The sequence below is a fragment of the Micromonospora sp. NPDC048887 genome (assembly GCF_040649715.1).
In the GTDB taxonomy this organism is placed as follows: Bacteria; Actinomycetota; Actinomycetes; order Mycobacteriales; family Micromonosporaceae; genus Micromonospora.
The window spans coordinates 127738-140493 of record NZ_JBEZGA010000007.1; the positions used below are offsets into that span (position 1 = coordinate 127738).

General features: G+C 73.5%; 8 protein-coding genes. 2 read left to right on the forward strand and 6 right to left on the reverse strand.

Features of this window, described 5'->3' with window-relative positions:
* Positions 1-62 precede the first annotated feature (62 nt).
* From chvE to rph, 5 genes are all read right to left on the reverse strand, one after another.
* On the reverse strand, positions 63-1202 hold the full coding sequence (gene chvE, locus AB0C17_RS13815; RefSeq protein ID WP_357382970.1) for a multiple monosaccharide ABC transporter substrate-binding protein: 1140 nt from the start codon (positions 1200-1202) through the stop codon (positions 63-65).
* Positions 1203-1401: 199 nt separating this feature from the next.
* Positions 1402-2781, reverse strand: coding sequence for an endo-1,4-beta-xylanase (locus tag AB0C17_RS13820; protein WP_357478670.1), 1380 nt, complete (start codon positions 2779-2781; stop codon positions 1402-1404).
* A gap of 168 nt (positions 2782-2949) precedes the next feature.
* Entirely contained in the window at positions 2950-4044 is a 1095-nt protein-coding gene (locus tag AB0C17_RS13825) for a 12-oxophytodienoate reductase (protein WP_357478673.1), read from the reverse strand.
* A gap of 42 nt (positions 4045-4086) precedes the next feature.
* Entirely contained in the window at positions 4087-4455 is a 369-nt protein-coding gene (locus AB0C17_RS13830; RefSeq protein ID WP_357382964.1) for a MerR family transcriptional regulator, read from the reverse strand.
* Positions 4456-4503: 48 nt separating this feature from the next.
* Positions 4504-7098, reverse strand: a complete 2595-nt coding sequence (gene rph / locus AB0C17_RS13835; RefSeq protein ID WP_357382962.1) for a rifamycin-inactivating phosphotransferase — start codon at positions 7096-7098, stop codon at positions 4504-4506.
* Positions 7099-7396: 298 nt separating this feature from the next.
* Between rph and AB0C17_RS13840 the strand changes: the two genes are divergently transcribed.
* Together AB0C17_RS13840 and AB0C17_RS13845 are read left to right on the forward strand one after the other, a co-directional pair.
* On the forward strand, positions 7397-11542 hold the full coding sequence (locus AB0C17_RS13840) for a SpoIIE family protein phosphatase (protein ID WP_357478676.1): 4146 nt from the start codon (positions 7397-7399) through the stop codon (positions 11540-11542).
* A complete protein-coding gene (locus AB0C17_RS13845; protein ID WP_357382958.1) occupies positions 11539-11838 on the forward strand; it encodes an STAS domain-containing protein in 300 nt (99 codons plus the stop codon). Before AB0C17_RS13840 ends, AB0C17_RS13845 begins: the two co-directional genes overlap by 4 nt.
* A gap of 33 nt (positions 11839-11871) precedes the next feature.
* Here the strand turns inward: AB0C17_RS13845 and AB0C17_RS13850 are convergent, their stop codons facing one another.
* On the reverse strand, positions 11872-12753 hold the full coding sequence (locus AB0C17_RS13850) for a universal stress protein (RefSeq protein WP_357382956.1): 882 nt from the start codon (positions 12751-12753) through the stop codon (positions 11872-11874).
* Between the last annotated feature and the right edge of the window lie 3 nt (positions 12754-12756).

A 12756-nucleotide genomic window follows, 5' to 3' on the forward strand; every position in this document is an offset into this window, starting at 1 on the left:
GGTCGTGGTGTCCGGAGCGGGCGGGCCCGGGGCGCGGTGGCCGCCGGGCCCGTCGCCGCGGGTCAGCCGGCCCGGCCGGCGGCCACCTCCGCCTCGGTCAGGTAGCCCGAGTCGATGAGGACGGACTTGATGTCCTCCTTGTAGACGGTCTGCACCGGCAGCAGGAAGGCGGGCACGACCTTGACGCCGTTGTTGTACGCCTTGGTCTCGTTGGCCTTCGGCTCCTCCTTGCGCAGGAACGCCTCGGCGGCGATGACCGCCTGCTCGGCCAGCAGGCGGGTGTCCTTGAACACGGTGGAGCTCTGCACGCCGTCGTTGATGAGCTTGACCGAGGCGACCTCGGCGTCCTGGCCGGTCACCACCGGCATCTTCTTCGCGCCGCCGCGGTATCCGGCGTTCTGCAGCGCGGTGATGATGCCGCGGGACAGGCCGTCGAACGGCGACAGCACGCCGTCGACCTTGCTGCCGTCGTTGTAGCTGGAGGTGAGCAGGTCCTCCATCCGCTTCTGCGCGGTCTCCTGCTGCCAGCGCAGGATGGCGGCCTGTTCGATCTTGGTCTGCCCCGACTTGACCTTCAGCGTCCCGGCGTCGAAGTACGGCTTGAGCGTGTCCATCGCGCCGTTGAAGAAGAAGCCGGCGTTGTTGTCGTCGAGCGAGCCGGCGAACAGCTCCACGTTGAACGGGCCGGTCGCGGTGCCCTTGGCGCCGTCCTTGGTGAGCAGGCCGAGCCCGACCAGGAGCGCGTTGGCCTGCGCCACCCCGACCTTGTAGTTGTCGAAGCTGACGTAGAAGCTGACGTTGGGGCTGTTGCGGATGAGCCGGTCGTAGGAGATGACCGGGATCTTCGCCGCCGCGGCGGCCTGGAGCTGGCCGCTGAGGGCGGTGCCGTCGATCGGGGCGATGACCAGCACGTCCGCGCCCTTGGTGATCATCTGGTCGATCTGCTGCGACTGGGTGGGGATGTCGTCCCCGGCGTACTGGAGGTCGACCTTGTAGCCCTTCGCCTGCAGCTTCTCCTTCACCGAGTTGCCGTCGGCGATCCAGCGTTCCGAGGTCTGGGTCGGCATCGAGACGCCGATCGTCAGGTCGCCGGGCTTGGCCGAGCTGGTGTCTCCGCCGCCTCCCGCGCCCTCACCGCTGCAGGCGGTCAGGCTGATCACGAGCGCGGCACCGCTGAGTGCGGCCAGAAGTCGTCTGCGCACGAGCGTCCTCCCTGTCGTGGCGGTCCCTGTGACACAGGTAACCCTCACGGGGAGTGTTAACGCTCACAAGTTGCCCCGTCAACCAATCGCGCGAAATGCGCATGTCTCTTTCTCGTAACAGAGACGACGGTCCAGGTCGGACGGGACACGGGGTGGAGCACCGCGGGGCGACGGCACGCCGCCCCCGCGGTGACCCGGTTCAGCTGGCGGAGCAGGTGGGCGTCATGCCCGATCCGCTGCCGTTGCCCTGGAAACCGAACTCGGTGCTCTGACCGGCGCCGAGCTGGCCGTTGTAGTCCACGTTCGTGAACCGCACCGTGCCGCTGTTCCCGCTGGCCGTCGCGCTCCAGGTGTTCGTGATGCTCGCGCCGCCCGGCAGCGTCATGCTGACGGTCCAGCCCCGGGTGCCCGACGAGCCCGCCGTCACCTTCACCGTCGCCACGAACCCGCCGGTCCACGAGTTCAGCGTCACCGACGCCGAACATCCGCCCTGACCCGGCGGCGGCGTGGTCGGGTTGTTCGGTGGCGGGGTGGTCGGGTTGTTCGGCGGCGGGGTGGTGGTCGGCGGCGGCGGGTTGTTGGTGCCGGAGTTCAGCGCGTCGAGCACCGCGTTGTACGCCGCCTTCTTGTTGCCCCCGCAGTCGAACAGCAGCGCGTTGTCCGAGCCGCGCCACGAGTCGCAGTCGCGCACGCCCCACACGGTGATGCCGGCGCAGCGCGACACCGCCAGGCAGGCGCGGGTGACGGCGGCGTAGATGTTCGCCTGGTTACCGCCGGTCATCACGTCCAGCTCGGTGATCTGCACCTCGACGCCCAGGTCGGCGAAGCGCTGGAGGTTGGCCTGGTAGTCGCCGGGGATCGTGGTGCCCAGGTGCGACTGGAAGCCGACGCAGTCGATCGGCACGCCGCGCGACTTGAAGTCGCGGACCATGTTGTAGATGCCCGTCGACTTCGCGTTGATGCCGTCGGTGTTGTAGTCGTTGTAGCAGAGCTTCGCGCCCGGGTCGGCCGCGCGGGCCGCCCGGAACGCCGCCTCGATCCAGTCGTTGCCGGTGCGCTGGAGGTTCGAGTCACGGCGACCGCCGCTGCCGCCGTCGGCGAACGCCTCGTTCACCACGTCCCAGGCGTAGATCTGGCCCCGGAAGTGGGTCGCCACCTGGGTGACGTGGTTGATCGCCGCGTTGCGCAGCGCGGTGCCGGACAGGCCCTGCGCCCAGCTCGGCTGCTGCTGGTGCCAGAGCAGGGCGTGCCCGCGCACGCTCATCCCGTTGGCCCTGGCGTGGCTGACCAGCCGGTCACCGCCGGTGTAGGAGAACCGCCCCTGCTGGGGCTCGGTGGCGTCCCACTTCATCTCGTTCTCGGCCACCACGGAGTTGAACTCGCGGTTCAGCACCGTGGTGTACGTGTTGTCGGACAGCTTGCCGGTGGCGACCGCGGCACCGAAGTAGCGGCCCTTCTCGGCCGCCGCCGCGCGCAGCGTGGTGCCGGCGCTCGCGGACGGCGCCAGGGCCACCGCCATCCCGGCGGCGAGCGCGCCGGCCAGGATGCCGGTGGTCAGCAAGGCTCTCTTTCGTCTCATGCGGATTCCTCTTCCGGGGGTTACGCGATGGTGGTGGTGCGACGTCCCGACCCCGCGTCCGGTGGCGGTGTCGGGGTACGACCAGCGCGGCTCGCCCGGTGAGCCTTGCGGTGCTCATGCCCTGCCATCGACTGTGAGCGATAACATCCCCCGGCGTCAACCCCTGCCCTAGGGATAGACGTCCTCGTGCGCCTTGCGGTAGTCGGCGATCTCGTCCAACCGCCCGGCGACCGCGTACCTCACCCAGGCCGGGTTGCCCAGCAGCGCGCGGCCGAGCGCGACCAGGTCGAACTCCCCGTCCGCCAGCCGCGCGGCCAGCCCCGCCACCGACTCCGGTCCGGCCGGGCGCAGGAAGTCCCGCCGCAGCCCCACCGAGCCGACGGTGATCGCCGGCAGGCCGGTGAGGCGCTTGGCCCAGCCGGCCAGGTTCAGCGCCGAGCCGGCGAACGCCGGTTGCCAGAAGCGCCGTTGCGAGGCGTGCAGGACGTCCGCGCCGGCCTCGGCGAACGCGGTGAGGATCTGTGCCAGTTCGGCCGGGGTCTCGGCGATCCGCGCGTCGAACGCACGCTCCTTGAACTGGGAGAACCGCACGATCACCGGCCGGCCCCCCGGGACCCGCGCGCGTACCGCACGCACCACCGCCGCCGGGAACGCCGCCCGCCGGGCCGGTGAGCCACCGAACGTGTCGGTCCGGCGGTTCGTGTACGGCCAGAGGAACTCGTCCAGCAGGTAACCGTGCGCGGCGTGGATCTCGATCGCGTCGAACCCGGCCCGGACCGCCACCTCCGCCGCGTCCGCGTACGCCGCCAGCAGGGCGTCCGCGTCGGCGACGGTCATCGCGTGCGGCACCGGGCGGCCCGGCTCGCGTACTCCCGAGGGGGTCCAGGCCGGACGGCCGTCCACCGGTTCGCGGAGGCTGCCCAGATGCCACAGTTGCGCGGCGATCCGGCCGCCGGCGGCGTGCACCGCCTCGACCACGCCCCGCCAGCCGGCCTCGGCCGCGCCGGCGGTCATCCGGGGCACGGTGTCCTCGTGGCCGGCGCTGGGATGGTCGACGAGCACGCCCTCGGTGACGATCAGGCCGATGCCCGCCGCGGCTCGGCGCCCGTAGTAGTCGGCCATGTGCGCTGTCGGCACGCCACCCGGCGCGCGGTTACGGGTCATCGGCGCCATCACGAAGCGGGACGCCAACGGCAGTCCGGCGACGGTGACCGGCTCCAGCAGCGGCGCCAGCGGCGATGCGGTGTCCAGTGTCGCGTTCATGACCCGACGCTAGGAGTTGACACCGGTGTCAAGGGCAAGCGTTCAGGCGGCCGGTTCCCGGGTGTCCCCGGTCACCGTCATGTCGGCCACCACGTCGTCGAGCACCGCGACGGCGTGCGCGAGCCGCGCCATCTCCGCTGTCATCCGTGCCCGCTCCTCGCGCAGCCGGTCGGTGAGCCACGAGGTGCGGATCTCCGGATCGGTCACGCAGGGCAGCAGCTCGGCCATCCGGCGACTGCTGAGGCCGGCGTCGAACAGCCGCTGGATGAGCCGGACCCGCTCCACCGCCGGCTCGGCGAAGACCCGCTGCCCGCTCGGCGTCCGCAGGGCGGCGAGCAGGCCCTGCTGCTCGTAGTACCGGATGGACCGGGCGCTGACCCCGGTACGCGCCGACAGCTCCCCGATCCGCATCGCGCCTCCCCGCTCGCCGGACCTCCATCATCGAGCATGCCGCGCCGGTCAGGACAGCAGCTCGACGTAGCCGTCGGTGCCGTGCACGCGGATCCGCCCGCCGTCGGGGATCAGCCGGGTCGCGTCCGGCACCGCGACCACCGCGGGCAGGCCGTACTCGCGGGCGATCACCGCGCCGTGCGTCATCAGGCCGCCCACCTCCGTCACCAGGCCGGCGACGGCCACGAACAGCGGCGTCCAGCTCGGATCGGTGTACGCGGTGACGAGGATGTCGCCCGGCTCCAGGTCGGCACCGGCCAGGTCCGCCACGACCCGCGCCCGCCCCTCGACGACGCCGGCCGAGACCGCCAGCCCGGCCAGGGCGCCCGGCGGCACGTCGTCGCGCCGGTACGCGCCGTCGAGCGCCTCGCCCTCGGAGGTGAGCACCCGGGGCGGGGTGAGCGCCTGGTGCGCCCGGAACTCCTCCCGGCGCCGGCGGATCAGCCCGGCGTCCACCCGGCCGGTGGCCGCGACCGCGCGGAACTCGTCGAAGGTCAGGTAGAAGACGTCCTCGGGGTCGGCGAGCACGCCGGCTCGGGTCAGCCGGCCGGCCTCGGCCGTCAGCGCCTGCTTGTAGACGGCGTAGCGGCTCACGATGTCGTACTTCGGGTACTCGCGGTAGCCGGCGAACGTCCGTACCCGCTCGATCATGGCCTGTGCCTCGGCGGCCCTGCGGTCGCCGTCGGGCAGCGCGCGCAGGCGGTCGAGCACCTCCCGGGCCTTGGCCTCGGCCCGCTCCCGGCCGTGGGCGAAGCGGCGCGCGGCGGCGCCCGGGGCGAAGGTGCGGACGTTGTCCAGGATCAGCGGCACGAGCGTGGCGGGCCGCTCGCTCCACCGGGGCCGGCTGATGTCGATCTCCCCGACGCAGCGCATGCCGTACCGGTCGAGGTAGCCGGCGATGGCGTCGCGCGCCCGCGCGCCGCCCGGCAGCTTCGGCAGCTCGTCCAGGAAGTCGTCGCCTGCGGCGTCCCGCAGGAACGCCACCACCTCGGGGTACGCGCGGATCACGTCGGCCACGTCGAGCAGCGCCAGCCCCATCTCCGCGGTGACGTTGCCGGGTGCGGACAGCGTGAGCGTGTCGGTCGCGCCGCGCTCGCCGAGCCACTCCCCCAGCCTGTCGTCGAGCCACCAGGCGGCCTGCATTCCCGCCATGATCACCTGGCCGCTCAGCGGGTCGGTGAGCACCCGCTTGTGTTCGGCGAACGCGCCGGTCAGGAAGTCGAACAGCTCGGTTCCGGATCGGCCGCGGATGTCGCGGCGCAGGGCGGCGACGGACGCCCGGCTGCGCTCGACCAGCGTGGCGACGATCGCCGGGTCGGTGTCGATCGGGGGCGGCGGGCCGCCGGCCGGGCGGTCGGTCGGGGCCGGATCCGGCGCGGCCGGCAGGACGTCGCGGGCGAGGATCGTCTCCAGCGCGTCCCGGGTGAGCGGGTCGGCCCGGCCGATCATGTCCAGGAACGCGGCACGGCCTGCCCGGGTGGCCAGGTGCGGCGTGGCGTCGACGAACAGCCGGCCGCCCGCCTCGTGCATCGGCGCCATGGCGGTGAGCCGCCACATCGACAGGCCCAGCGGCGTCATCGCGTCGGTCATCATCTGCTGGTGGCCGACCGAGAGGTAGACGTGGAACCGCCCGTCAGCGGCGGCCGGCACCGGGTACAGCGTGGTGATCGGCCGGCTCTGGAGGATGTGGATGTCGTCCCCGGTCAGGGCCCACTCGATGTCCTGCGGGCAGCCGAAGCGCGCCTCGATCAGCCGGCCCAGCGCGGCCAGGCGTACCGCCTGGTCGTCGGTCAGCGCGGGCCGGGCCCGCCGCGCCGGATCGACCTCGGTCTCCCGGGTGCCGCCGCCGGGCGCCGCGTGCACCGCCCGGGACTTCGCGCCGATCGTCCTGGCCACCACCGCGCCGTCGCGCACCGTGAAGACGTCCGGGTTCACCAGGCCGGAGACCAGTGCCTCACCGAGACCGAAGCCGGCCTCCACCGAGACCACGGTCCGGTTTCCGGTGACCGGGTCGGCGGTGAACATGATCCCGGACGCGTCCGGAACGACCATCCGCTGCACCACCACCGCCATCTCCACGGCGCGGTCGTCGATGTCGTGCCGCCGCCGGTAGGTCACCGCCCGCTCGGTGAACAGCGAGGCCCAGCAGCGGCCGATGTGCCGCAGCACCTCGGCCGTGCCCACCACGTTCAGGTAGGTGTCCTGCTGGCCCGCGAACGAGGCGGCCGGCAGGTCCTCCGCCGTCGCGCTCGACCGCACGGCGTACGCGGCGTCCGCGCCGAGCCCGGCCAGCGCGGCGGTGACCGCCGCCGCGACCTCGCCGGGCAACGCGGTCCCCTCGACGACGCGGCGGACCTCGGCGGCGGCCGTCCGGATCGCCGCCGGGTCGTCCGCGTCCGCGCGGGCCAGCCGGTCCAGCGGGCCGGCGAGCGCCGGCGTCCGCGCCACGGCCAGCCGGAAGGCGCCGGTCGTGACGCAGAAACCACTGGGTACGCGGACCCCGTCGATCCGCGTCAACGCGCCCAGATGCGCGCCCTTGCCGCCGACCGCGGCGATGCGTGTCTCGTCCACCTCGCGCAGTTCCCACACGTACCGTCCGGCCATGCCGTGCCCCCGTTTCCGCAGCTCGATCCGCGTCGGGCGAGAATTCTGCGGCACCACCCGGGCCTTGCGGCAAGACCCGGGGTGCGATATATGTTGATAGTGGCGAGGAGATCTGTCTCCTTGCCATTCGTTTTGCGCTCCCCACGGACCCCCTGCCCTGACCCGCCGCCTGGTGAGTCAGATCTCCCCACCCCGGGTGGAGTGCCGAGGGCGCGACGGGGCAAGAATCGACCACGAGGCCGCGGGCACGCCGCGGACTGGACGAGCGGGACCGGACGGGGTGGGGGAGACTCGGGCGATGAGCGGCGCTGACACCGACCCGCGTACGCGTGCCGACGTCTTCGCCGTGGACGGTGAGATCGGGCCGGACCTGGCGCGGATCGACTGGTCGGCGCATCCCCTCGGGCCGCCGGACACCTGGCCGCAGAGCCTGCGGACCGCGGTGCGGATCCTGCTGTCCTCCCGGTTCCCGATGTGGATGGCCTGGGGGCCGCAGCTCAGCTTCTTCTGCAACGCCGCCTACCGGCGGGACACTCTGGGCCGCAAGTACCCGTGGGCGCTGGGGCTGCCGGCGAACGAGGTGTGGGCGGAGATCTGGGACGACATCGGCCCGCGCGTCGACACCGTGCTGCGCACCGGCGAGGCCACCTGGGACGAGGGCCTGCTGCTGTTCCTGGAGCGCGCCGGCTACCGGGAGGAGACGTACCACACGTTCTCCTACAGCCCGCTGCGGGACGACGACGGCGGCCTGGTCGGGATGCTCTGCGTGGTCAGCGAGGACACCGAGCGGGTCATCGGTGAGCGGCGGATGGCCACGCTGCGTGACCTCGGCTCGGACCCGAGCGTCATCCGCACCGAGCAGGAGACGCTGGCGTTCGTCAGCCGCCAGTTGGCCCGCAACCCGCAGGACCTGCCGTTCACGCTCACCTACCTGTACGACGACGACGGCGCCCGGCTGGTGGAGGCGACCGGGCTGACGCCGGGTCACCCGGCAGCGCCGGCCGTCCTGTCCCCCGGTGACCCGGCGGCGCCATGGCCGGCCGGCGCTCCGGCCGACGGCGAGTCGGTGCGGGTCGCGCTCGACGGCCCGGCCTTCACGGACCTTCCCGCGGGTGTCTGGGCCGCCGCGCCCACCGAGGCGCTCCTGGTCCCGCTACGGCAGCAGGGCGGGGCGCCGTACGGTTTCCTGGTCGCCGGGCTGAACCGCTACCGGGCGCTGGACGACGGATACCGCGGCTTCGTGGAGCTGACCGCCGGACACCTGGCCACCGGTATCGCCAGCGCGCGCAGCTACCAGGCGCAGCAGCGGCGGGCCGAGGAGCTCGCCGAGCTGGACCGCGCGAAGACCGCGTTCTTCTCCAACATCAGCCACGAGTTCCGCACCCCCCTCACATTGATCATGGGACCGCTGGACGAGCTGCGCGGCCGGTTGCCGGACGCCGACGAACAGGTCCGCGCCGAGCTGGACGTCATCCGCCGCAACGGGCTGCGTCTGGGCAAGCTGGTGAACAGCCTGCTCGACTTCTCCCGGATCGAGGCCGGGCGGATGCAGGCCCGCTACGAACCGGTGGACCTGGCCGCGGTGACCGCCGACCTGGCGAGCGTCTTCCGGTCGGCGATCGAACGGGCCGGTCTGTCCTTCGAGGTCGACTGCCCGCCGCTGCCCGAGCCGGTGCACCTGGACGTCGGCATGTGGGAGAAGGTGGTGCTCAACCTGCTCAGCAACGCGCTGAAGTTCACCTTCGACGGCGCCATCCGGGTGGAGCTGCGCGCCGAGGGCGACGCGGCAGTGCTGCGGATCTCCGACACCGGCATCGGCGTACCCGCCGACGAGATGCCGCGCCTGTTCGAGCGGTTCCACCGCATCGAGAACGCCCGTTCCCGCTCCGACGAGGGCAGCGGGATCGGCCTGGCCCTGGTCAAGGAACTGGTCACGCTGCACGGCGGCGACATCGACGCGCACAGCGCGGTGGGCAGCGGCACCACCTTCACGATCCGGCTGCCGTTCGGCGCCGCCCACCTGCCCGCCGACGCGCTCGCCCCGGCGGGCACCGGCCGGACGCCCGCGTCGGCCGAACCGTTCGTGCAGGAGGCACTGCGCTGGCTGCCCGCCGACCCGGGAGCCGCGCTCGGTGGCGACGATCCGGCCGGCGGGCCGGTCCAGCCGCTGCCCGGCGGGGCGCCGGCCCGCGTCCTGGTGGCCGACGACAACACCGACATGCGGGAGTACCTCACCCGGCTGCTGCGCTCGGCCGGGCACGAGGTGCAGGCCGTCGCCGACGGGCAGGCCGCGCTGGAGGCCGCCCGCGCGCACACCCCGGACCTGGTGGTCAGCGACGTGATGATGCCCCGGCTCGACGGCCTGCAACTGGTCGCCGCGCTGCGCGCCGACCAGCGTACGGCCGGCACCCCGGTGCTGCTGCTGTCCGCCCGCGCCGGTCAGGAGGCCTCGATCGAGGGGCTGGAGGCCGGCGCCGACGACTACCTGGTCAAGCCGTTCCCGGCCGCCGAGCTGCTGGCCCGCGTACGCGCCAACGTGGAGCTGGCCCGGCTGCGCAACCACCACGCCCGCTGGCGTACCGCGCTCGTCGACTCGTTGCAGGAGGCGTTCTTCGTCTGCGACGAGGAGGGCGCGGTGATCGAGATCAACGCGGCGTTCACCGGCATCCTCGGCTACGACACCGACGGCCTGCCCTACCCGGCGGTGCACCCGTGGTGGCCGGACCGGGAGGCCGAGCCCGAGGCGCACCGCCAGGTGGCGGAGGCGTTCTCCACGCTCGTCGGGCAGACCCGTGGCACCTACACCGTGCCGGTCACCCATCGCGACGGGCACCGGATCTGGATCTCGGCCGCGTTCAACCAGGTCGACGACCCGGACGGCGGGCGCCGGATGATCGTCGGCACGTTCCGGGACGTCACCGCCGAGCACTACGCGGTGCAGCGGGAGACCGCCCTGGCCGGGCTGAGCATGCGGCTGTCGCAGGCCGAGGACCTCACCGACGCGCTGCACGGGGTGCTGGACGAGCTGCGCAAGCTGTGGCGGGCGGCGGGCGTGCTCACCGCCGTCTTCGGTGACCTGCCCGCCCCCGACGTGACCGCCACCGACCCGGCGGCACGGTGGGAGACGTTGCCGCACGAGCGCCGGCAGGCGTTGCTCGCGCTGCGGGACACGCCGCTGCTGACCCCGGTGGCGACACGTACGCACGGGGCCGGCATCGCCGTCGAACACCCGCACGGCACCATGGCGCTCTGGATCGACCTGGGCGAGAAGCGGCCCTTCACCGAGCAGGACCAGACCCTGCTGGCGCTGCTGGCCGGCCACATCGGCCAGGGACTGCACCGGGTGCACCAGATCGACCAGCAGCGGGAGACCGCGCTGGCCCTGCAGCGGGCGATCCTCGGCCCGGCGCAACTACCCGCCGGTTTCGCGGTGCGGTACTCCCCCGCCGCGATGCCGCTCAAGGTCGGCGGCGACTGGTACGACACAGTGGAACTCCCGGACGGGCGCATCGGCATCGTGGTCGGCGACTGCGTGGGACACGGCCTGCGGGCCGCGACGGTGATGGGGCAGTTGCGCAGCGCCTGCCGGGCGCTGCTGTTGCAGGACCCCAGCCCGGCCGGGACGCTCGTGGCCCTGGACCGGTTCGCCGCGCTGCTGCCGGGTGCGGCCTGCGCCACCGTCTTCTGCGGCGTCCTCGACCCGGCCACCGGCCTGCTGCGCTACTCCAGCGCCGGTCACCCGCCGGCCATCGTGGTCCGCGCCGACGGCACTCCCGAGCTCCTGCAGCACGGCCGGTCCCGGCCGCTGGCCGTACGCGCGGGCCAGGAACGGCCGGAGGCGGAGGCGACGGTGCCGCCGCGCGCCACCCTGATGCTCTACACCGACGGCCTGGTGGAGCGCCGCCGCCAGCCGATCACCACCGGCATCGCCCGCGCGACCGACGCGATCCAGCAGGGCCACCAGGCACCGGTCGAGACCCTGGCCACGGAGATCATGGACCGGCTCACCCCCGACGGCGGCTACCACGACGACGTGGCGCTGCTGCTCTACCGCCACCCCGGGCCGCTGGAACTCGAGTTCCCCGCCGAGTCGACGCGGCTGGCCGAGGTCCGCACCGCGCTGCGGGGCTGGCTGGACCGCTGCGGGCTCGCCCCGGCCCACGCCTACAACATCCTGGTGGCGGCCGGGGAGGCGTGCGCCAACGCGATCGAGCACGGGCACCGCGACGACCCGGGCGGCCGGATCCGGCTACGCGCCGCCGCCACCGCCGGCGGCCTGCGCCTGAGCGTCACCGACAGCGGGCACTGGCGGGACCGGGACCAGCCTCCCGACCCGCACCGCGGCCGGGGACTCGGGCTCATGCGCGCGCTGATGGACAGCATCAGCGTCACCCCCGGGGCCACCGGCACCACAGTCGACATGCAGGCGAGGATCACGCCATGAGCACGTCCCTGACTCTGACCACGAGCGACAGCCCCGACGGCGTACGCGTGCTGACCGCCGTCGGTGAGATCGACATGAGCAACGCGTCCACGTTCGCCGACGCGCTGGCCGAGGCCGTACGCCCCGACGGTGAACCCCTGGTGGTGGACCTCACCAAGGTGGAGTACCTGGACAGCGCCGGGCTGGCCGCGCTGTTCCCGCACGCCGACCGGATCGCGTTGATCGCCGGCCCGCTGCTGGAGCCGCTGCTGACCATCTCCGGGCTGGCCGACCTCACCACGGTCCGCGGCGCCTGACACCCGCACGGGCGTCAGGCGCCGCCCGCGAGGTCAGGCGCCGTGGCGCACGATCACCAGCGGCGAGTGGGCGTGGTGCAGCACCGCGTGGCTGACCGAGCCGAGAAGCAGCCCGCCCAGCGCGCCGCGGCCGTGCGCGCCGACCACGACCAGCTGGGCGTCCTTCGACTCCTCGACCAGCACCCGGGCCGGGGCGCCGGAGATCGACCGCTGCCGCACCGGCACGTCCGGGTAACGCTCGGCCCAGCCGGCGATCGACTCGGCGACGACGCGCCGGGACTCCTCGGCGAGCGCCTCCGGGTCGTACACCAGGGGGAGGATGTCGCCGGGGCCGATCGGAGTGGGGTACAGCCAGGCGTGCACCACGATCAGCGGCGCGCTCCGGCGGTCGGCCTCCTCGTACGCGAATCCGACCGCCGCCGTGGACAGCTCGGAGCCGTCCACACCGACCACGACCGGGCCGTCGGCGCGCGCCTCGCCGCGCGTCACCAGCACCGGGCAGTGCGCGCGGGCCGACACCTGGAGCGTGACCGAGCCGATCAGCAGACCGGCGAATCCGCCCAGGCCGCGGTGGCCGAGCACGACCAGCGCCGCGTCGCGGGACTCGGCGACCAGCACCGCCGCCGGAGCGCCGTCGACCACCACGCCGGTCACCGGTACGTCCGGCGCGACCTTGCGGGCCTCGGCGACCGCCTCGGCGGCGCAGCGCTCGGCCTGGTTGCGCAGGCCGGCGCCGGCCGGCGCACCCGGGGCCGGGGTGAGCGGCGCGCGGGTCAGCGGCCAGATGAACGCGTGGACCACCTGCAGCGGGCGGTTCCGGTCGGCGGCCTCACGGGCGGCCACCCGGACCGCGTCCAGCGAGGCGGCGGAGCCGTCCACACCCACCACGACGGGGGCCTGCGAGTGGAGCGTCATGTC